The 21,453-nt window shown below is 73.4% G+C and carries 12 protein-coding genes; 1 reads left to right on the forward strand and 11 read right to left on the reverse strand.

Translation table 11 applies throughout. From position 1 onward, the window contains the following. Positions 1–36: 36 nt before the first annotated feature. The 3 genes from ACFWRV_RS04815 to guaA form a co-directional block, all read right to left on the reverse strand. Entirely contained in the window at positions 37–825 is a 789-nt protein-coding gene (locus ACFWRV_RS04815) for a class II aldolase/adducin family protein (RefSeq protein WP_384328280.1), read from the reverse strand. An 81-nt stretch (positions 826–906) separates the two neighbouring features. Continuing rightward, complete coding sequence (locus ACFWRV_RS04820; protein WP_384328283.1) at positions 907–1,662, reverse strand: SAM-dependent methyltransferase; 756 nt, start codon at positions 1,660–1,662, stop codon at positions 907–909. Between the two features lie 134 nt (positions 1,663–1,796). Continuing rightward, complete coding sequence (gene guaA, locus ACFWRV_RS04825) at positions 1,797–3,383, reverse strand: glutamine-hydrolyzing GMP synthase (RefSeq protein ID WP_384328286.1); 1,587 nt, start codon at positions 3,381–3,383, stop codon at positions 1,797–1,799. Positions 3,384–3,726: 343 nt separating this feature from the next. On the opposite strand from guaA, the gene ACFWRV_RS04830 reads away from it, so the two are divergent. After that, positions 3,727–4,023: a chorismate mutase gene (locus tag ACFWRV_RS04830; protein ID WP_384328289.1), complete on the forward strand. Its 297-nt coding sequence runs from the start codon at positions 3,727–3,729 to the stop codon at positions 4,021–4,023. Between the two features lie 399 nt (positions 4,024–4,422). On the opposite strand, the gene ACFWRV_RS04835 is transcribed toward ACFWRV_RS04830, so the two are convergent. The 8 genes from ACFWRV_RS04835 to ACFWRV_RS04870 all read right to left on the reverse strand — a co-directional run bounded on the left by ACFWRV_RS04835 (position 4,423) and on the right by ACFWRV_RS04870 (position 21,268). Beyond that, the gene (locus tag ACFWRV_RS04835) at positions 4,423–6,156 is read right to left on the reverse strand and encodes a peptidase (protein ID WP_384328292.1); all 1,734 of its coding nucleotides are present in this window, start codon (positions 6,154–6,156) and stop codon (positions 4,423–4,425) included. Between the two features lie 118 nt (positions 6,157–6,274). Then, a complete protein-coding gene (locus ACFWRV_RS04840) occupies positions 6,275–8,155 on the reverse strand; it encodes a GMC family oxidoreductase N-terminal domain-containing protein (protein WP_384328295.1) in 1,881 nt (626 codons plus the stop codon). A 67-nt stretch (positions 8,156–8,222) separates the two neighbouring features. Continuing rightward, positions 8,223–9,839 (reverse strand): succinic semialdehyde dehydrogenase, encoded by a 1,617-nt coding sequence (locus ACFWRV_RS04845; RefSeq protein WP_384328298.1) that lies wholly within the window; start codon positions 9,837–9,839, stop codon positions 8,223–8,225. Positions 9,840–10,012: 173 nt separating this feature from the next. Next, on the reverse strand, positions 10,013–11,659 hold the full coding sequence (locus ACFWRV_RS04850) for a serine/threonine-protein kinase (protein ID WP_384328302.1): 1,647 nt from the start codon (positions 11,657–11,659) through the stop codon (positions 10,013–10,015). Positions 11,660–11,785: 126 nt separating this feature from the next. Then, positions 11,786–13,498, reverse strand: a complete 1,713-nt coding sequence (locus ACFWRV_RS04855) for a protein kinase (RefSeq protein ID WP_384328305.1) — start codon at positions 13,496–13,498, stop codon at positions 11,786–11,788. Positions 13,499–13,642: 144 nt separating this feature from the next. Further along, entirely contained in the window at positions 13,643–16,849 is a 3,207-nt protein-coding gene (locus tag ACFWRV_RS04860) for a protein kinase (protein ID WP_384328308.1), read from the reverse strand. A gap of 241 nt (positions 16,850–17,090) precedes the next feature. Beyond that, a complete protein-coding gene (locus ACFWRV_RS04865) occupies positions 17,091–19,244 on the reverse strand; it encodes a serine/threonine-protein kinase (protein WP_384328312.1) in 2,154 nt (717 codons plus the stop codon). A 317-nt stretch (positions 19,245–19,561) separates the two neighbouring features. After that, the gene (locus tag ACFWRV_RS04870; RefSeq protein ID WP_384328315.1) at positions 19,562–21,268 is read right to left on the reverse strand and encodes a glycerol-3-phosphate dehydrogenase/oxidase; all 1,707 of its coding nucleotides are present in this window, start codon (positions 21,266–21,268) and stop codon (positions 19,562–19,564) included. Between the last annotated feature and the right edge of the window lie 185 nt (positions 21,269–21,453).

Genomic DNA, 21,453 nt, shown 5'->3' on the forward strand with positions numbered 1-21,453 from the left:
CGGTCCCCGCATCGGGGCGGGCCGGGGTGCCTGTCGTCAGAACGTTCGACCGATCCGCCGCCACAGGGGCTGGTAGTTGATCCAGGCGACGAGGTCGCTGCCGAGGTGATCGCGGGTGGTGACGGCGTCCTGGTGCGAGATGAGCACGGGCTCCCCGGCGGCCCGCGCCAGCAGCTGCACCTGGCAGGCGCGCTCCAGCGTGAGGAACCACCAGGCGGCCGCGTCCACCGAGTCCCCGACGGTCAGCAGCCCGTGGTTGCGCAGGATCACCGCCTTGTGCGGCCCGAGCGATGCGGCGATGCGCCGGCCCTCGTCCTCGTCCACGACCACGCCCGTGTAGGCGTCGTGGAGCGCGTGGGCCTCGTAGAAGGCGCAGGATTCCTGGGTGATCGGCTCGATCGGCTCCCCGAGCGCCGAGAGCGCCCGCCCGTGCACCGAGTGGGTGTGCGCGACGGCCACGGTGCCCGGCCGGGCCCGGTGCACCGCCGCGTGCACGGCGAACGCGGCCTGGTTGACGTGGAAGCGGCCCCGGACCACCTGGCCGTCGCCGTTGACGAGGATCAGGTCCTGCGGGGTGATGTCGGCGAAGGGCGCGCCGAACGGGTTGACCCAGAAGCAGTCCGCCAGCTCGGGGTCGCGCACGGTGATGTGCCCGGAGACCCCGTCCTCGTACCCGAGCTGCCCGAACAGCCGCAGCGCGCCCGCCAGCCGCTCCCTGCGGTACGCGCGTTCCTCGTCCGGTGAGGCGTGCACGGGCGGCATCGCGAACTGGAGCTGTTCGACGGGGATCGGGGCGGGGGCGGACACGGCGACCTGCTCGGACATGGCGGCTCCTCACACTCTCAGGGGCGTACAGGACCGGAAGTTACCGCCGGGTGGTGACGGTGAGAAGAGGTGAGGCCCAGGTCAGGTGGAGAGCACCAGATAGGCGAGGGTGAGATACGAGCGGTAGCCGCCGTAGTAGCCGGTGCGGCGGGCGTCGACCTCGGCCGTCACCTCGGCGTGCAGCGGATGGTCCGGGTGCGCCAGTGCCCAGCGCTGGCCGCGTCCGATCGGGCCCTCGGACTCGAAGAGGTCCCATTCGCGCTCGTCGGCCACGGTGACCTGGAGCGCGCGCAGCCCGACGGACTCCGCCAGCCGGATCAGCTCCAGCAGCGAGCCGAAGTCCCCGGGCTCGGCTCCCAGCCCCTCCAGCGCGGCGGGCGTCGGCTCCTTCAGCCAGATCCCCTCGCCGAACAGGACCCGCCCGCCGGGGCGCACGGCGGCGGCGAGGGCGGTGAGGGCTTCCCGGGTGGTGCCGGGCCAGGCGTGCGAGGAGCCGATGGAGACGGCGAGGTCGTAGCCGTCGTCCGTCCACTCGGCGGCGGGCACCTCGTGGAACCGCACCCGGTCCGCGAGCCCCCGCTCCCCGGCGAGCTTCCGACCGCGCTCCACGGACGCCGGATCGGTCTCGACGCCGTCCCCGGCGGCCCCGGGCGCGGACTCCACGAGCCGCATCAGCAACTCGCCCCAGCCGGAACCGAGGTCGAGGATCCGGGCTCCGGGGGCGGGCGCGCAGGCGGCGATCAGCCGGGCGGCGTGCTCCTCGGAGAGCGGGGTGTTCCAGGTGAGGCGGTCGTTCCCGGCGGCGGACACGAGGGCGCGGACTTCTTCGGCGGACATGGAGCGGGAGCCTGGCACGGCGGCCGGGGGCGGTGCCAGTGGATTTTGGTGCCGGGCGCGCCGATGCCGCCGCCCGGAGGAACGGGCGACGGCATCGGGGTCGGGCCTGGGGGCTCAGCCGAGCCCGGGAGGGGTCACTCCCACTCGATGGTCCCCGGCGGCTTGCTCGTCACGTCGAGGACGACGCGGTTGACGTCGGCGACCTCGTTGGTGATGCGGGTGGAGATCTTCGCCAGCGTCTCGTACGGCAGCCGCGACCAGTCGGCCGTCATGGCGTCCTCGGAGGAGACCGGGCGCAGCACGATCGGGTGGCCGTAGGTGCGGCCGTCGCCCTGGACGCCGACCGAGCGGACGTCGGCGAGGAGGACCACCGGGCACTGCCAGATGTCGCGGTCCAGGCCGGCCGCCGTCAGCTCCTCGCGGGCGATGGCGTCGGCCTCGCGGAGCAGGTCCAGGCGGTCCTTGGTGACGTCGCCGACGATGCGGATGCCGAGGCCGGGGCCGGGGAACGGCTGGCGCTGGACGATCTCCTCGGGGAGGCCCAGCTCCTGGCCGACCATGCGGACCTCGTCCTTGAACAGCTGGCGCAGCGGCTCGACGAGCTGGAACTCGATGTCGTCGGGGAGGCCGCCGACGTTGTGGTGGGACTTGATGTTGGCGGTGCCGCTGCCGCCGCCGGACTCGACGACGTCCGGGTAGAGCGTGCCCTGGACCAGGAAGGCGACCTCGGGGCCCTCCTCCTGAAGGATCTCCAGCTGGGCCTGCTCGAAGACGCGGATGAACTCGCGGCCGATGATCTTCCGCTTCTGCTCCGGGTCGGAGACCCCGGCCAGGGCGTCGAGGAAGCGCTTCTCCGCGTCGACCACCTTCAGCTTCGCGCCGGTCGCGGCGACGAAGTCCTTCTCGACCTGCTCGGTCTCGCCCTTGCGCATCAGGCCGTGGTCGACGTAGACGCAGGTGAGCTGGGAGCCGACGGCCTTCTGGACGAGGGCCGCGGCGACCGCGGAGTCGACGCCGCCGGAGAGGCCGCAGATGGCGCGCTTGTCGCCGACCTGCTCGCGGATGAGCGCGATCTGCTCCTCGACCACGTTGGTGGTGGTCCAGTTCGGCTCGATGCCCGCGCCGCGGTAGAGGAAGTGCTCCAGGACCTGCTGGCCGTGGGTCGAGTGCATGACCTCCGGGTGGTACTGGACGCCGTAGAGCTTCTTCTCGTCGTTCTCGAAGGCGGCGACCGGGACCACGTCGGTGGAGGCGGTGACGGTGAAGCCCTCGGGGGCCGCCGAGCAGGCGTCGCCGTGCGACATCCACACCGGCTGCTCGGTGGGCGTGCCCTCGAAGAGCGTCGAGCCCGCCTTCGTGACGTGCAGCGGGGTACGGCCGTACTCACGGGCCCCGTTGTCGTCGACCGTGCCGCCGAGCGCCGTGGCCATCAGTTGGAAGCCGTAGCACATGCCGAAGACCGGGACCCCGGCCTCGAACAGCGAGCGGTCCAGGGACGGCGCGCCCTCCGCGTACACCGACGAGGGGCCGCCGGAGAGGATGATCGCGCGCGGGTTCTTCGCCAGCATCTCGGCCACCGGCATGGTGGACGGGACGATCTCGCTGTAGACCCGGGCCTCACGGACGCGGCGGGCGATGAGCTGGGCGTACTGCGCGCCGAAGTCGACGACGAGGACCACGTCGGCCGTGGCGTCGGGGGCGGCGGGGGGTGCTGCTGGCACGGGGCGGCCTTCCGGCGGTGGTGAAGGGGGTCGGTTCTTCCGATTCTACCGGCCGTGCGGGAGCCCTCCGCCGGGCCGGCGGAGGGGACGCCGGTGACCTTCGCGTCTCACGATCCGGGCCCCGTTTTGTCGGGGCCGGCGGACCGGGGCCATACTGTCCCCCATGCGTCAGCACACGATCTTCGTCTTTACCTATGGCATCCGGCCCGCCGGCTGCCATGGTCGTGCTGCTTGAGCTACTGACAAGCAACGTTCCAGGCGCCCCGGGCCGACAGGCCCGGGGCGTCTCGCGTGTCCGGGTCCGTAGCTCCGGGGGGCCGCGACCCCACCGGGAGTCACCACCATGATCAGCAACACCACGGACACCGCCACGGCCACCGGCGCCCACACCGACGAGGCCGCGACTCTGATCGGCGGCGCCCGGGAGCGCATCGACGCCCTCGACGACCGGATCATCGGCCTCGTCCAGGAACGGATGGCCGTCTCCGCGGTGATCCAGGAGGCCCGGATCACCTCGGGCGGCCGCCGGGTCAACCTGTCCCGGGAGACCGCCGTGCTCGGCCACTACCGGGACGCGCTGGGCAAGCCGGGCACCGCGCTGGCGATGACGCTCCTGGAGCTGTGCCGCGGCCGGGTGTGAGGCCCGGTGGGCGGCGCGCGGACGGAACGGTTCTCCGCCTGCGGCGCACGGGCCGTATCTGCGTTCGGGGCACGTCTCACCCGTACGGCGCGTGACCAGGGGCGCGGTGTCTTCGTTGGTCCTGATGTCCGTGCCAACCAGGGGCGGCATCGGTAGGAAACCACGCGTGGCTCCGCCGGGGAGTGTGACGTACTGCAGGTGCGTCGTGGGACCACGACCCGGCGTATGTGACCGGTCCGCAGGGGACAGCAGCCCGGTCACCCCATATGCGGCCGATCCCGGGGACGCCCGGGTCGGCCGCATCGGAACGTCTCCGGGCGGAGGCCCGTTCCCTCCTCCGCCGCTCTCCGCTCCCAGCCTTGTGCCACTACCGCTACCGCTGTCGCTTCTGCGCCCGGGTCAGCGGTGGCGCGCGGCCCGTCGGCGTGCCGCCGTGAACAGCACCAGGCCCGCCGCCAGCGCCGCGGCCGCCGCGCCCGAGGCGATCAGGGCGATCGATCCGGTCGCGGCGAGGCCGCCGGAGGCTCCGGTCGTACCCGCCGAGCTGCCGCCCGAGGCGGTGGAGGCCGAGGGGCCGGGGGTGCCGGACGGGCTCTCCTCCGGGTCCGGGGCCGAGGTCGGCGGGGTGGACGGCTCGCCGGACCCGCCGTCCGTGCCGCCGGAGTCGGCGCCCTCACCCTCGCCGTTCAGGATCAGGTACGCCGTGTTGTTGGCGGGCTTCGGGTCGAACGGGAGCTTCGGGTTCCGCAGCGAGATGCCGCGTACGGTCACCTCGCCGCTCGCGCCGACCATGGCCTGGTCGATCCGCAGCTCGAAGGGCAGGTCGAGACCGGCCCCGTCCCGCACGCTCATCGAGGTGTCGCAGACGTAGCGCGGCGCGGGGCTCTTCTGGTCCTCGCGGTACGCGCCGTCGGCCGTCACCGCGCGGCAGCGCTCCGGCTTCGCGGTGACCGACGCGCCCTGCGGGACGGTGAAGTCGACGGTGGCGACGTCCTCGCCGGAGCGGAGGTGGCCGATCCACGCGGGACCCTCGTTGCGGAAGCCGATGTCGGCCTTGACCGTGGAGCCCTCCGCCCCGGCCACCTGGTCGCCGTACGCCACGAAGTCGGCCGTGTTCTCCGTACGGAAGTCGGCCTCCTGCTGGTTGTCACCCGGGGTGAGATCCGTGCTCCGGGCCGCGGGGCCCTTCTTCGCCGGGACCGCCCTCAGCACGCCGCCGGTGCCCCGCTCGAAAGGGACGCCCGCGCGCTGGGCGGCGCGCAGGGCCGCGCTGTCCTCCTGGATGCGGTAGAGGAAGGTGTCGTCGTAGGCCCGCGTGGTGGCCTCCAGCGTCAGCGGGGTGGCCAGCGTGTACGTCTCGCCCGCCTCGAAGGCTCCTTCGACGGAGCAGAGCGCCGTGGTCGAGGCGAAGTCCGGCAGGTCGGGGCCGTCCTCGGTGTACTCGCAGTTGGAGTAGCGCTGCGGGATGTCCAGGCCGCGCGAGTACCGCAGGGTGAGCAGGACGCCGTCGGCGTCCCTGGTGCCGCGGTTGGCGAAGGTGATCGGGGCCTGCTGCTTGTCCCCCGGGGTCAGCTCCGTCTTGAACGGCAGCCGCTCCATCACGAGGTCGGGGCCGCCGACCGTGAGCCGGGTGGTGAACGGCGTGAAGGTGGCGCCGTCCGCCTGGCCGGTCACCGTGATCGTTCCCGTGTCGCCGATCTCGCTGCCGTCGGCGGCGGTGACGAGAAGGTCTGCGGCGGTCTGGGGGCCGGGCCGGATGCCCCGGTCCTCGCAGACGGCCTTCGTGCCGGTGATCTCGCAGTCCGGGCCCGACTCACCGGCGAACGTCACGTCGGCGACGCCCGCGACACCGCCGAGGTCGAAGGTGAGCGTGAAATCGCCGTCGAAGCCGCCGTTCTCCGCGTCATCGGACGGGTTGTCGAGGCCGATCCCGACCTGGGACGCCTTCGGCCGGCCGCTCTCCGGATACGGGTGCAGGCCGGTCTCGGCCGGGCCGCCGAGTGTGAACACCGGCGGGTCCGCGGCCTGCGCCGGGGCGGCCGCCCCGGCGAGCGAGGCCGCGGCCAGCAGGCCTGCGGCGGCGAGCGAGCCGGCTGCGCGGTGCAGCGCGGTTCTCGGGATGAAGCGAGTCATCGGGGACCTCTGGTACTCGGCAGGAGCTGTGGGGCTGCTGTGACAGTAGTCGCGGTACGGGTTGGACCGCCCAGCTCCCCGAACAGTTGTCCACGCCAAGATCACGGATTGGGCAAGCTCACGGATTGGGTACGGGGGTGTTCCCAACGCCCTTCACATCGGCCCCGGCCTCCGCCGTCCCCTTCGGCGGCACCACGGGAATGCCCAGGAACGGCAGCTTCAGCGCGCCGAACGCGTCCTTCGGCACGGCGGGCGCGAGGGGCTCGACCGGGGTGAGCCGCTCGTAGGCCGCGGCCTGCTCCGGGCGCGGGTCCGCCTCGCCCTTGTTCGGCCAGAAGGACATCGCGCGCTCGGCCTGGGCGGTGATGGTCAGCGAGGGGTTGACGCCCAGGTTGGCCGAGACCGCGGAGCCGTCGACGACGCTGATGCCGGGGTGGCCGTAGAGGCGGTGGTACGGGTCGATGACGCCCTCCTCCGCGCTCGCGCCGATCGGGCAGCCGCCGAGGAAGTGGGCGGTCAGCGGGGTGCCCATCAGCTCGCCCACGTTGGAGCCGGCGAAGCCGTTGATCTCCTCCGCGAGGAGCGAGGCACTGCGGGTGGCCTCCGGGATCTGGGTCGGGTTGGGCGCGCCGTGGCCCTGGCGGGCGGTGAGCAGGCCCTTGCCGATCCCGCCCGGTTTGCGGTACGTCGTCAGGGAGTTGTCCAGCGACTGCATGACGAGGCCGATGATGGTGCGCTCGGACCAGTGGTGGTTGGAGAGTGAACGGGCGGCGAGAGTGGGGTGCTTGACCATGTTGGCGAGCCAGCCGCGCACCCGGTGGGCCCCGTAGGGCACCTGGAGGATCGACATCGCGCCCATGGCATTGGAGCCCTTGCCGTAGCGGACGGGCTCGATGTGGGTGTTGTCGTCCGGGTGGATCGAGGAGGTGATCGCGACGCCCTGGGAGAAGTCGGCCTTGGCGATGCCGTGCTTCTTGCGGTAGCGCCGGTCGCTGGTCTGGGAGCCGACCAGCGCCTCGGAGTTGGTACGGGTCAGCTCGCCGAGCTTCGCGGAGAGCCGGGGCAGCAGGCCCCGGTCCTTCATGGAGTGCAGCAGGGTCTGGGTGCCGTACGTCCCCGCGGCGACGACGACCTTGCGGGCGCGGAGCTTGGTGGGCTTCGCCCTGCGGCGGCGGTCGGTGGGGACGGTGAGGACCCGGTAGCCGCCCTCGGAGTCGTCGGTGACGGCGACGACGGAGGTCATCGGGTGGATGACGGCTCCGGCCTTCTCGGCGAGGTGGAGGTAGTTCTCGTTGAGGGTGTTCTTCGCGCCGTGCCGGCAGCCCGTCATGCACTCGCCGCACTCGGTGCAGGCCTTGCGGGCGGGGCCCGCGCCGCCGAAGTACGGGTCGGGGACGGTACCGCCGGCCTGGGTCCTGGCGGTGCCGTCGGCGTCCTTGCCGTCGCCGAAGAAGACGCCGACCGGGGCCAGGTGGAAGGTGTCGCCGACGCCCATGGCCTCGGCGGCGGCCTTGAGGTGGATGTCGGAGGGGGTCATGGTCGGGTTGAGGCGGACCCCGAGCATCCGGCGGGCCTGGTCGTAGTACGGCTTCAGCTCGTCCTGCCAGTCGGTGATCGAGGCCCACTGGCGGTCCTCGAAGAACGGGGCGGGCGGCACGTACAGCGTGTTGGCGTAGTTGAGCGAGCCGCCACCGACCCCGGCCCCGGCGAGCACCATGACGTTGCCGAGGAGGTGGACGCGCTGGATGCCGAAGAGTCCGAGCGCGGGGGCCCAGAGGTAGTTCTTCAGGTCCCACGAAGTCTTGGGGAGGGTGCCGGGGGTGAAGCGGCGGCCCGCCTCCAGGATGCCGACGCGGTAGCCCTTCTCGGTGAGCCGGAGCGCCGACACCGCGCCTCCGAAGCCCGAGCCGACGACCAGGACGTCGTAGTCGTACGCGGCGTCGTCCTCGGCCGGGACATGGCTCACGGCCTGTTTCTGGGCAGGGCTGTCCTGGGACATGGCACTCCTCGGAACGGAATCGGTACGAAAAGGGCGTGGGCGGTGCGCCGGCCTCCGGCCGGGGTGCTCAGCGCAGCCGGAACGCCTTCATCGCCTTGAGGCTGCTCGTCATGAACGCGGCGTACTTCTCGTCGTCCATCCCGAAGGCGGGCGCGAGCGGGATCAGCCGCTGCTGGGCGACGGTCTGGGCCTCGGTGTACTTGAGGATGCCCTCGGAGCCGTGCCGCCGGCCGAGGCCGGACTCCTTCATGCCGCCCATCGGGGACTGGACGCTGCCGTAGGCGGGGGCGTACCCCTCGTTGATGTTGACGGTGCCGGTGCGCAGCCGGGCGGCGACCTGGTGGCCGCGCCGGGAGTCGGTGGTCCAGACGCTGGAGTTGAGGCCGTACGGGGTGGCGTTGGCCAGCGCGATCACCTCGTCCTCGTCGCTGAAGCGGTAGATCGCGACGACGGGGCCGAAGGTCTCCTCGGTGCAGACGGCCATCGGGGACTGAACCCCGTCGAGGATCGTCGGCTCGTAGAACAGCGGGCCGATGTCGGGGCGGGCGACGCCGCCGGCGACGAGGGTCGCGCCCTTCTCGACGGCCTCGGCGACGTGCTGCGTGACGGTCTCCAACTGGCGCTCGCCGACGAGGGAGCCCATGTCGGCCCCGTACGCGAGGGAGTTGCCGAGCCGCATGGCCTTCGTCCGGGTGGCGAAGCGCTGGACGAAGTCGTCGGCGATCGACTCGTGGACGTACAGCCGCTCGATGGAGATGCAGAGCTGTCCGGCGGAGGAGAAGCAGGCCCGGACGGCTCCGGCGGCGGCCTTCTCCACGTCGGCGTCCTTCAGGACGAGCATGGCGTTCTTGCCGCCGAGCTCCAGGGAGACGCCGACCAGGCGGCCCGCCGCGCCGACGGCGACCTCGCGGCCGGTGCGGGTGGAGCCGGTGAAGGAGACGTAGTCGGCGCGGCTGACGACCTCGGGGCCGACGACCGGGCCCTCGCCGAGGACGACCTGGAAGACCTCGGCGGGCAGTCCGGCCTCGATCAGCAGGTCGCGGGCCCACAGGGCGGTGAGCGCGGTCTCGGTGTCGGGCTTCATCACAACGGCGTTGCCGGAGACGAACGCGGGCAGCGCGTCGCCCACGGAGAGCTCCAGCGGGTAGTTCCAGGGGGCGATCTGGCCGACGACCCCGCGCGGCTGGCGCAGTTCGGTGACCTTGGTGAGGGTCGGGACGACGCCGGTGTGGCGGCGGGGCTTGAGGTAGGAGGCGGCCTTGCGCCCGTAGTGGCGGGCGGCGACGGCGACGGCCTGCACCTCCTCGTGGGCGTGCAGGCGGGCCTTGCCGGTCTCCAGCTGGATGAGGTCGAGGACCTCGGACTGGCGGCTCAGGACGAGGTCGTGGAAGCGCAGCAGGACGGCGGCCCGCTGCCGTACGGGGACGGCGGCCCAGACGGGCTGGGCGGCGCGGGCCCGGTCGAAGGCGGTGGCGACGTCCTCGGGGGTGGACTCGGGCAGGTCGGCCAGCTTCTCCCCGGTGAAGGGGGTGTGGTTGGCCGTACGGCCCGACCCGACGACGCCGCGGGTCAGCTGGGCGATCACCTCGGGGGTGACCACGTCGGCGGCGGTGCGCACCCCGGCGGGGGCGACCGCCACGGGGTTCGTACCGAGAGGGGCGTCAGGGGCCTGCGAGTCCGTCATGGGGCCGAGAGTATGTCCAGCCGGAGCCTTTGGGTACCCGTCGGTAACAGTTTTTCACAGGACCCGCCACCCCCGCCCGGCACCCTGCTCGACCGAGCCAGTGATCGCTGGCGACATAACCGCTGATCAGTGGCGTTGTGGCCGACTGCCCGGTAGCGTCCGGCCCGCGACGCTCAGGAAGAGTGAATCTTCAGCCCCGCGACGACCTCGGTGTAGATCGCGTCGCCGTCCTTCGCCGCCTCCCCCTCGGCGGGCATCCGCACCCGCACGTGCCAGTAGGGGTCGCTCTTCTTCTCGCCGGGGATCAGCAGCTCCCGGAAGCGGTAGCGCACCGGATCGTCGTCGGACGAGGCGTAGGGGATGTATTCGGTGGTCATCTCGACCGCCTTCCGCCCCTGGTGGGTGGTGTCCTCGGACGTGACGGAGGCCTTCTCCATCTGGGTGCCGCTCGCCCCGCCCTCCTCGTAGTACGTCGTGCGGGCCGCCGCGTCGGCTCCGGGGTTGTCGTCGCTCGTGTCGTCGCTCTTCGGGGCGCGGTGCCAGAAGTCGATCTCGAAGACGCCGCTGGGGTCCGCGTACCAGACCAGTTCGTCGTCCGTCTCCTCGACGCGCTTGTACTCCCCCGGCACGGCCACGTCCGCCGACAGGACCTCCGTCTCGGTGCGGACCTTCCAGTCCTCGGGCGGCCCGTCGCCCGCGAACGGGTTCAGCAGGAGCAGCACGAGCGCGACCACCACGGCCAGCGCCCCGCCGCCGAGTGCGAACTGCGCGGCCCGGTTGCGGTGCAGCACCGGCGGCACCCACTTGCTGCCGCCGTCCCGGCCTGCGGCGAGGGCCCCGTACGCGGAGGTCGTCGGCGCGGGGGCCGGGGAGGCGAGCTGCTGGAGCGTCCGGCGGACCTCGGTGGCCGGCGGGCGTGCGGCGGGGTCCTTGCGGAGCAGCTGCATGACGAGCGTGCCGAACGCGCCGGTGCCCCGGGCGGGCGTCTGCGGCTCGGCGGACAGCACGGCCTGGAGGGTGGCCGGGGTGTGCGAGCGGCGGTACGGGGACATCCCCTCGACCGCCGCGTACAGCACGACGCCCAGCGACCACAGGTCCGACTCCGGCCCGGGGCGCTGCCCGAGCACCCGCTCCGGGGAGATGTACTCGGGCGAGCCGACGAACGCGCCGGTCTCGGTGAGCCGCTGCTCGCCCTCGACCTGGGCGATCCCGAAGTCGGTGAGGACCACCCGGTCGCCGGTGCCGAGCATGACGTTGTCCGGCTTGACGTCCCGGTGCAGGATGCCGATCGCGTGGGCGGCCGACAGCGCGTCGAGGACCGCGAGGCCGATCCTGGCCGCCTCGCGGGGGTCCAGGGTGCCTTCCTGGAGGCGGTCGCCGAGCGAGGGGCCGCGCACCAGCTCCATGACGATCCACGGCTTGCCGTCCTCGATCACCACGTCGTGGACGGTGACGACCGAGGGGTGGTCGATCCGGGCGGCGGCCCTGACCTCGCGCTGCATGCGCTGGTGCACGTTGTGGTGTTCGCGCTCGCCCAGGTGTTCCGGTATGCGTGGTTCCTTGACGGCCACCTCGCGGCCGACGACCTCGTCGTGCGCCCGCCACACCGTGCCCATCCCGCCGTGCCCGAGCCGGGCGAGCAGTCGGTAGCGCCCGCCGATCAGCCGGTTCGACGCACTGTCCGGGGCGCTCCCCGGAAGGGTCGGCGAGGGAATGCGCGCCGGGGGCGCGGGATGCGGTGCGCCGAATCCGCCCGGTGCGTGCGGTGGCTGGAGTCCGTAGCTGGTGGGCTCGTCGGCCCGTCCCCCGTGATCGGTCATGCGTTCCATCCTGGTTCACGTACCGGGCCCGGCACCACCGGGGACGTTCACCGGGTACGGAGCCGTGACCGTACAGCAACCCGGGCGGGGCATCGGGCCGTTACGAAGCCTGCCCCGACCGCGCTCTCACTGCCGGGCCTCCGGGGCTCTCCAACTGCGCAGCATGATGTCGAACTTCTCCCGGCTGTCCTCCCAGCCCTCCTGCGGGGCGGTCAGATACAGCGCGTACTCCGGGCCGCCGGGACCGCCGTAGTACATCTGGTCGATGCCGTGCCGGGGCCCCGCGTGGTCCTTGGTCTCGTTCCAGGTGAACTCCCAGAGGGCGCCCGGCCGGTCGCGGAAGGTGTTCTTCTCCATCCCGATCCGCTGGTAGCCCGGCAGCCGCGTGGAGAGCTGCTCCTCCATGTTCTCCATGTGGAGATACGGGTGGTCGAAGTCCGGGTCCGGGTCGACGCTGATGCGGATCCGGTGGGCCCCGTCGTCCGGGGTGTAGTCGATCTGGCCCTCATTGACCTGCCGGGTCCAGGTCTTCGGCACGACCAGGCTGAACCCCGCCGGGTCGTCGACCCGGTGCCAGCCGTCGGGTATCTCCGGCTCCGGCGGTGTCTGTCCGGGGTCGGCGGACCCGGGGGTGGTCCGGGGCGCGGACGGTGTGCTGCCAGCGCCCGTGCCGCCCGGGGTGTCGGAGCTCTCCCGGTACTTCATCGCGATCAGCCCGGCCGCGCCGCCGAGGACGGCGGCGGCGACGACCACGACGAGCACCGTGCGCCACCGGGACCCCGCACGCCGGGTCACCGGGACGGAGCCGGGGACGGTGGCCGGGGCGGCGCGGTCCGGGGCGGGGTCGGTCGGCGCGGTCGCGGCGGAGGCCGCTCCGGGCAGCCGGGCGGTGGCGCCGTCGGAGCCGGGCGGGTCGGCGGCCGGGCCGGCTCCGTCCTGGTAGCCGTACCGGGCGTCCTCGGGAAAGCGCTGGGTCGGCACATGCGCCTGGGCGGCCCGGGGTTCGCGGCCCTCCATGGCGTCCAGCAGCATCTGCTCGGTCTGGGCGGCCGTGGGCCTCTCGTCCGGATCCTTGCGGAGCAGCGCGGTGATCACGGCGCCGAGCGGACCGGCGTTGACCGGGGCGGGCGGCTCCTCGGTGACGACGGCCTGCATGGTGGAGATCGGGGACGTACGGCGGAACGGGGAGGTCCCCTCGACGGCCGTGTACAGCGTGGCGCCCAGCGACCAGAGGTCGGAGGCCGGTCCGGGGTCGCCGCCGCGTACCCGCTCCGGGGCCAGGTAGTCGATGGAGCCGACCAGTTCGCCGGTCCGGGTGATGGTGGAGTCGCCCTCGATCGCGGCGATCCCGAAGTCGGTCAGCAGCACCTGCCCGTCGCGCGCCAGCAGGACGTTGCCGGGCTTGACGTCGCGGTGCAGCACCCCGGCGCCGTGGGCGGCGCGCAGGGCGCTCAGCACGTGCAGCCCGATACGGGCCGCCTCGCGCGGGGCGACCTCGCCGCTCTCCTTCGCGGCGTCGGCGAGTGAGGGCCCGTCGACGTACTGCATGACGATCCAGGGGCGGTTGTCGTACTCGATCACGTCGTGGACGGTGACGACCCCGGGGTGCGTGATGCGCGCCGCCGCCCGGGCCTCCTTCTGCGTCCGGGCGTGCAGGACGAGCCGGTCGGCCTCGGCGACGTACAGCCCGGCGGTCAACTCCTTGACGGCCACCGTGCGGTGCAGCACCTCGTCGTGGGCGCGCCAGACCTTGCCCATGCCGCCCCGGCCGAGGACGTCGCCCAGCCGGTAGCGCCCCGCCAGCACCAGTCCCGCTTCCGTGCCCTGTGATCGATCCACGTGATGTCCCCGCCCCGTTCCTCGAATTGCCAGATTACGGAGGCGGGGCGCGGAGGGGATACGGGGGATCGCCCACGAGACCGCACTGTGATGGTTGTCGACACCGCACAACGCCCCCTGTGCGGCGGCGGCGATGACGTGCGGTCAGCCGGCGATCCGGTAGGAGGCGATGGCCTGTTCGTAGATCTCGGTGACCTTGTCCCGGTCGTTCTCCGGTCCGATGACCTGGATGACGTGGTACCGGCCATCGACGATCATGGCGAGATTACGGACGAACACCTCGCGCCCGCCGCTCTCCTGCCAGGTGAACTGCCCCTCGGCCATGGCCTGCCGGCCGACGTCGACCCGGCGCAGTCCGGACGAGGAGGACCAGCTGGAGTCCCGGAACGGCTGGAGCTCGGGCTCCTTGTCGCGCTGGTAGTCCAGCGGATCGCCGCCGCTCGCCTTCACGGTGTCGCGGCCGGGCACCACGAGCAGGGTGAACCCGTCGCTGCCGTAACGGATCTGACGGTCCGCGTTGGCCGGGCTGCGCTGCCAGTCCTTCGGCACGCCGACCTCGAAGCCCTCCGCGTCCTTGCGCAGCGTGTAGCCGGGGGCGAGCGCGGCGGCGGACCGGCTGGTCTGCGGCTGCTGCGAGCCGGACTCCCCGGACCCGCTCGCGGAGGCGGACGGCTCGGGCTCCCCCGAGGCGGCGGGCGGCGCGGCGGAACCTCCGGGTGAGGCCGGAGCCCCGCCGTCCTCGCCCGCATCCTGGCTCGGCAGGAACATCACGGCGTACGCGACGGCGGCGGCCATCAGCAACAGGATGAGGACGAGCAGCAGGCGCCCGAGACGGCGGGGCGACGCGCCCTCGTCCCGGCGCGGCGGCTCCCGCAGCACCCGGGGCCCCTTGGGCGCACGCGGCGCGCGGGCCGGGCGCTCCTCCTCCCAGGCCTCCACGGGCCTGCGCACGGACCGGTCGGGCGGCAGCAGCGCATCCTGCCGGTCCCGCTGCCGCCCGCCACGGTCCCCGGGCGGCTGCCGGCGCTTCCCCTGGCGATGCCTGCCCTGCGCCGCACCGCCGCCGAAACGGCCCCGGCGCCGGCGGACCAGCTCGCCCCGGCGGCGTACGACGGGGAGCCGGGTGGCGTCGGGAGCGGGCAGGGTCACGACGTCGGAGCCCGCCTCCGGCTCGGGCGCGGAGCGCACCAGCGAGCGCAGCCAGCCGCGCAGCTCCTCGAAGTCCGGCCGCTCCGTGGGGTCCTGGCGCAGCAGCGACTCGACGACGGGCCGCAGCGGGCCGCACTCCTCCGCGAAGGCGGGCGGCTCCCCGCACACCATCTGGACCAGCTCGGCCGCGTTCTCCTCGGGGTAGGGGGCGTGGCCCTGGACGGCGCGGTAGAGCAGCGCGCCGAGCGCCCACAGGTCGGTGGAGGGGCCGATCGGGGGTGCGAGCTGCCAGTTCTCGTGGACCGGGCCCGCCTGCTCGGGGGCCCAGCGCTCGGTGACGGCTCCGACGACGGCGATCCGCGCCTGGCGGGCGCGTTCGGCGGCGAGCGGGGTGGCGGGGCCCCGGTAGACGGCGGGTTCGCCACCGCCCGCGACGGCGTCCTCCCAGGCCCGGGCGGCGGTCCGCCCGGCCGGGGTCGGGGCGGTGCGGGCGAGCTCCTTCGGGGCGGGGACCGGCGGGCCGGGCCGCCGGGAGTCGGCGCGCAGCGCGTCCTCGCCGGAGCCGCCGGCGGAGACGGGCCGCGCGCGGGGCCCGTCGTCCCAGGTCCCGGCGAGGTGGACGCGGCGGCCCGGCGGCCTGGGGCCCTCCTCGTCGTCCTCGTCGTCCTCGTCGTCGTAGGGGTCCTCGGCGGGGCTGCCCCAGGGGGCGGTCGGCCCGGGGGCGGCGGGGGCCGGCCGCTGGTACGGGAGGGCGCGGACGCCGGGGGCGGAGCCCTGGGGGTCCGTGCCCGCGTCCCTGTCCGTGCCCGCGCCCGTGGTCTCGGTGCCGGGTGCGGATCCGGCGCTGCCCGCGGCCGGGGCGGCTCCGCCCGCGTCCCTCTGCGGCTTCGTGAGATCGGCCGGGGCGCCGTCGGCCTGCTGCCGGTCCTCGGTGACCCGGGCGGCGGCCCGCGCACCCGCCCGGTAGGCGGCTATCGCCCCGGCGCGGGCGGCCCGCAGCTGAGCGGCGCTCGACGCGCCCGGCTCGGCGGGGGGCGGTACGGCGGTGTACGGGACGGCCGGGGCGGCGGGGCGCGGGACGATCTCCTGCCCGTCGGCCCGCTGCCCCGGGACCGGCTCGGCCGCGCGGCCCGGCGGCAGGTCGTACCGGTCGTCGTTGCCCCGGTCGCTGTTCCCCCCGTCGTCGTCGTACCGGTCGTCGTTGCCCCGGTCGCTGTTCCCCCGGTCGTCGTCGTACCGGTCGTCGTCCAGGCGCGGCGCGTACCCCTGCGGCAGCGGCGGAACGGGAAGCCCTCGGCCCCCGCGCCCCTCGCCGCCGTCGCCACTCCCGTACCGGGTGAACTCCTGGACGTCCGGGTCCTGCCCGGCAGCCTCGTAGCTCTCGACGGACTGGTAGCTCTCGGCGTCCTCGTAGCCTGGGTAGCTCTCGACGATGCCGTGGTCCTGGCGGCTCTCGACGGACCCGTGGCCCTGGTGGCTCTCGACGGACCCCTGGCCCTCGTCGCTCCTGGCCGGCGGGAGCTGATGGGCGCCGCCCAGCTCCCTCGGCGGGGTGGGCTCGCCGGCCGGGATGCCGTACGTGGTCGGGCCGGCCACCGGATCGGCGTCGGGCTGCGGTCCGGTGGCGTACCCGCAGAGGGCCTCCTCGGCGGCACCCGCCGCGAGACCGGTGAGCATGACGCGGCCGTCGTCGCACACCAGGACCGTGCGCACGGTGATGTTGCGATGGGTCCAGCCGTGGGCGTGCAGCACCCGCAGGGCGGTGAGCACGTCGGAGCCGATCTCGGCGGCCCGGTAGGGGGTGAGGGGGCGCTCGGCGAGGAGGGCGGCGAGCGGCCGGGCCGCCACGAGCTCGCTGACTATCCACAGCGAACCCGCTTCGGCGAACACGTCGAAGACCTGGTCAAGACGGGGGTGGTCGGGCACCTGGGCGGCGGACTGCGCTGCCTCGATCGCCCGCCGGACCGCGGGGTCCGTACTGCGGCGGACCGCACGCCCGGTGGTGCGCCCGGACATCGGGGCCTGCCCGTCGGCGTCGAGCACCTCGGCGTCCACGATCTCCGGCAACGGCACCTGGCGGACCAGGACTTCCTGACCGCTGTATGTGTCGAACGCCCGGGTCTCGACCAGTTCGTACCCATCGGACGGGGGCAGCGGAAGGCGGTAGCGGTCGGCAAGCACCCGACCCGCGTAGTCGTCCACGACGCCTCCCCAGAGCGCGCTGTTCCCCCGGTCCTCAGAGGTGCACGTATCCGTCAGTTACGGTCATTCGGCGGGCAATTGACCTGTCGTTCCGGCTGCGTACGGTCTCCGGTCTCTTACGATACGTGGCATCGCGGGCCGACGGGCCGGGTCGCGCCAAACCCGGCCCGCACAAACGTTTCCCACAGCCGGGCCCTGGCGCTCCCGGCGTGGCCCGGCCTGGCCCGGCATGGGCGGGCGGTCAGTTCGTGGGGGTGAACGTGGCGAACGCCGTTTCGCGCAGCGTCCGGCACTCGTCGCCGTCCCACTCGTCCACCTCGCAGCTGATCATGATCGAGTAGCCGCGCCCGGCGTCCACCTTGAAGCCTCGGTTGAGCACCTTGACCCGGACGCCGTTGTGGTTGCGCTCGAACGTCCAGTCGGCGACGGTCGGATAGCCGTTGTACTCGACCTTCTTTATGCTGCCGTGCCGGTAGCCGTCGCTGAGGACCTTGGCGCTGCCGACGGCCCCGCGCCAGGCGGCCGCGGCATCGTCCTTGGGCGAGCTGTTGAAGTCGACCTGGACCCGGGGGAAGCTGCCCTGGCGGGCGTTGTAGATGCCTCCGGAGTTGCTGCCGGCGATACCGGTGCGCTTGAAGTCCCCGGGCATCGCCATGGTGAAGCGGAACCGGCTGTCGGTGACCTTCTCGTAGCCGGCGGGCAGGGAGTCGCCCGCGCCCGGCTCGTCGCCCTCGTCGCCCTCGTCGCCCTTGGGGTCGTCGGTCTTCGGGTCGTCGGAGCCCTCGCCGGACGGGTCCTCGGAGGCCCGGCCGTCCTCCGTGCCCTGGCCCTCCTTCTGGCCGTCGCCCTTCCCACCGGACGAACCGCCGCCCGTGTCGTCGCCCTTGTCGTCGGCGCCGCCGGTCGAGGCTCCGGCCGACGCTGCGGTGTCGCCCTTGCCGCTCTTGTCCGCGTCGTCGCCCCCGAGGGCGAGGGCGAGGACCGTGCCGAGGATGGCCAGCGCGACGACGCCCGCGATGATCGCCAGGGTGCGGCGGGGCACCACGTCGGTGATCGAGGCGCGCGTGGACGCGGGCGAGCCGGGCGGACGCTGCCCGGGTACGGATGCACTCGCGGCCGTCGCGGACTTCGGGGCGCCGGCGGGGGCGTCGGGGGCCGCGACGGCTCCCTTCGCGCTCGCCGGGGCGGACCCCGCCGCCGCGCCGGACTTCGCGCCCCGGGCGGGAGTCCCGGGCGGCGACGGCGGCTTGGGCGGAGCGACGGGCGATCCGGTGGCAGCGGCGGCCGGAGAGCCTGTCGACGCCGCGGCGGCCGTGCCCGCGGCGGCGGCCGCCGCCGGGGTCTTCGCGTTGCGCACGGAACGCAGGGCGCCGCGCAGCCGGTCGCGCGCGCCCTCGCCGGACTCGCCCGTTCCGGTGGACTGCTTCGGCGGCTTCGGCGCCTTGGGCTGCTTCGGCGTCCGCTTGACGAGGGGGTCGGCGGCGGGAGCCGGCGGCAGCGCCATGATCTGGGTGGAGTCCGCGGGGGCCGGCGCGGGAACGTCGGGGGCGTTGATGACGTCGTTGAGCAACGCCCGCGCCCCGGCGTCGTCGAGACGCTGGTCGGGGTCCCGGGCGAGCAGCCCGTAGATGACCTCGGTGAGCGGACCGGCGTTCTTCGGCGGGTCGAGCGGTTCGGTCATCACGGCGGTCAGGGTGGCGATGGCCGAGCCCTTGTCGTACGGCGGGCAGCCCTCGACGCTCGCGTACAGCAGTCCGCCGAGGGACCACAGGTCGGCGGGCGGGCCGGGCTTGTGACCACGGGCCCGTTCCGGCGAGATGTACGAGGGGGCGCCGACGAGCATGCCGGTGGAGGTGACCGACGGGTCGCCCTCGACCTGGGCGATGCCGAAGTCGGTGAGCACGACGCGCCCGTCCTCGGCGATCAGCACGTTGGACGGCTTCACATCGCGGTGCAGGATGCCCTCGCGGTGCGCCGCGCGCAGCACGTCGAGGATGGCGAGCCCCACCTCGGCGGCCCGCCTCGGCGTCAGCGTGCCGTCCTCGCGGATCGCCTCGGCGAGCGACTTGCCCTCGATCAGCTCCATGACGATCCACGGGCGGTCGTCCTCGTCGACCACGTCGTAGACGGTCACCGCGCTGTTGTTGCGGATCCGTGCGATCGCCTTGGCCTCGCGCAGGGTGCGCGTGATCAGCCGGCGCTTCTCGTCCTCGTCGATCGCCCCGGGGAACCGCAGCTCCTTGACCGCGACCGTGCGGCCGAGCGTCTCGTCGTCGGCGCGCCAGACCGTACCCATGCCACCCCGGCCGAGCACCTCACCGAGCCGGTAGCGCCCCGCGAGGAGACGACCGTTCTTGTCCCGTTGGGGCTCCCGTGCCTGCTCCGCCTCCGACATGCGTCCCCTCTGCGATCAACCCGCCCTGGCAGAGCGTTCATTGTCCCTCACCCCGGGACCGGTTCTGGTGCCGGGTCCGGGGTCCGCCGCACTGCGGTCCGAAGAGGGAAGCCCCCACAGCCTCCTACCAACCCGGCCTCCCCGTCCAGGCCGGTCCGGGCGGCGGACACCGCCCCACCGGGCCGGCGGAGCCCAACTGACCCGGGGGCAACAGGCGGTGGCCGCCGCCCCGGGGTCTTCCGGGACAGCCGGGCGCCCTCTCGGCCCTGTCGCCGAACTGCCGGCCGCCGGGCGGCGGCGGCAGTTCGACGACCCGCCTAGATCGGCACGATGTCCGGTGCGCCGAGCCGGGCCGCGTCCGCCGTGAGGTCGTCGGGCTGCCGCTGCGACTCGCGCTCGGCCTCCACCCGCTTCTCGTAGTGCTCGACCTCCCGGTCGATCCGCCCCTCGTCCCAGCCCAGCACCGGTGCCATCAGCTCCGCGCAGAGCCGGGCGCTGCGGGTGCCCCGGTCGAAGGTCTCGATGGAGATCCGGGTGCGCCGGGTCAGTACGTCGTCCAGATGGCGGGCGCCCTCGTGGGAGGCCGCGTAGACGATCTCGGCGCGCAGATAGTCGTCGGCGGCGGGCAGCGGCTCGCCCAGGGTGGGGTCGGCGAGGATCAGTTCCAGAATTTCCTCGGTCATTGAGCCGTACCGGTTGAGCAGATGCTCCACCCGGGCGACATGGAGTCCGGTCCGGGCCGCGATCCGGGCGCGCGCGTTCCACAGGGCCTTGTATCCCTCGGCCCCCAGCAGCGGGGTGTCCTCGGTGACGCAGGCGGCGACCCGCTGATCGAGTCCGTGCACCGCCTCGTCCACCGCGTCCTTGGCCATGACCCGGTACGTCGTGTACTTGCCGCCCGCCACGACGACCAGGCCGGGGGCGGGGTGGGCCACGGTGTGCTCGCGCGACAGCTTGCTGGTGGCGTCCGACTCGCCGGCCAGCAGCGGCCGCAGTCCGGCGTAGACGCCCTGGACGTCGTCCCTGGTCAGCGGGGTGTTCAGGACGGAGTTGACGTGCTGGAGGAGATAGTCGATATCGGCGCTGGAGGCGGCCGGGTGGGCCTTGTCCAGATCCCAGTCGGTGTCGGTGGTGCCGACGATCCAGTGCCGGCCCCAGGGGATGACGAAGAGGACGGACTTCTCGGTGCGCAGGATGAGGCCGGTGGAGGAGTGGATGCGGTCCTTGGGGACGACGAGGTGGATGCCCTTGGAGGCCCGGACGTGGAACTGTCCGCGCTCGCCGATGAGCCCCTGGGTGTCGTCGGTCCACACACCGGTCGCGTTGACGACCTGCTTGGCCCGGACCTCGTACTCCGTGCCGCTCTCGACGTCCCGTACGAGCGCGCCGACGACCCGCTCGCCCTCGCGGAGGAAGCCGACGACCCGGGCCTGGTTCGCCACGTAGGCGCCGTAGGACGCGGCGGTGCGCACCAACTCGGTGACGAAACGGGCGTCGTCCATCTGGGCGTCGTAGTACTGCAAGGCGCCGACCAGGGCGTCCTTCTTCAGCGCCGGGGCGACCCGCAGGGCGTGCTTGCGGGAGAGGTGGCGGTGGACGGGAAGGCCCCGGCCATGGCCGGAGGAGACCGACATCGCGTCGTACAGCGCGACGCCGGAGCCGGCGTACAGCCGCTCCCAGCCCTTGTGCTGCAAGGGGTAGAGGAAGGGCACGGGCTTGACCAGGTGCGGGGCGAGCCGCTCCAGGAGCAGCCCGCGCTCCTTGAGGGCCTCCCGGACCAGGGCGAAGTCGAGCATCTCCAGATAGCGCAGGCCGCCGTGGATCAGCTTGCTCGACCTGCTCGATGTGCCGGACGCCCAGTCGCGCGCCTCGACCAGGCCGGTCGAGAGGCCTCTGGTGGCGGCGTCGAGCACCGTGCCCGCGCCGACCACGCCCGCCCCCACGACCAGCACGTCCAGTTCGCGCTCGGCCATGGCGGCGAGCGCTGCGGTGCGCTCGGCGGGTCCCAGTGTCGCTGTCCTCACTGCTGCCTCCCGGTGGATCGGGGTGGTCGGACACGGGAGTGCCACCCGGCCGAGGGGCCGGCCGCCCGTGCCCACCCCTCGATTCTGTCCGCGCTCTCCGAGTTCAGCCACCGCCTGTGGACAACACCCGGGCGTCAGGAGCCACGGAATGCGACATATAGGTCATATTTACGCCTAGTCTGACA

Source organism: Streptomyces sp. NPDC058576, assembly GCF_042718715.1.
Classification (GTDB): Bacteria; Actinomycetota; Actinomycetes; order Streptomycetales; family Streptomycetaceae; genus Streptomyces.

Bases quoted from the DNA above. Each gene is read 5' to 3' on its own strand.
- ACFWRV_RS04815 (WP_384328280.1), bottom strand. From the start codon at position 825: ATGTCCGAGCAGGTCGCCGTGTCCGCCCCCGCCCCGATCCCCGTCGAA.
- ACFWRV_RS04820 (WP_384328283.1), bottom strand. From the start codon at position 1,662: ATGTCCGCCGAAGAAGTCCGCGCCCTCGTGTCCGCCGCCGGGAACGAC.
- ACFWRV_RS04830 (WP_384328289.1), top strand. From the start codon at position 3,727: ATGATCAGCAACACCACGGACACCGCCACGGCCACCGGCGCCCACACC.
- ACFWRV_RS04835 (WP_384328292.1), bottom strand. From the start codon at position 6,156: ATGACTCGCTTCATCCCGAGAACCGCGCTGCACCGCGCAGCCGGCTCG.
- ACFWRV_RS04840 (WP_384328295.1), bottom strand. From the start codon at position 8,155: ATGTCCCAGGACAGCCCTGCCCAGAAACAGGCCGTGAGCCATGTCCCG.
- ACFWRV_RS04845 (WP_384328298.1), bottom strand. From the start codon at position 9,839: ATGACGGACTCGCAGGCCCCTGACGCCCCTCTCGGTACGAACCCCGTG.
- ACFWRV_RS04850 (WP_384328302.1), bottom strand. From the start codon at position 11,659: ATGACCGATCACGGGGGACGGGCCGACGAGCCCACCAGCTACGGACTC.
- ACFWRV_RS04865 (WP_384328312.1), bottom strand. From the start codon at position 19,244: ATGTCGGAGGCGGAGCAGGCACGGGAGCCCCAACGGGACAAGAACGGT.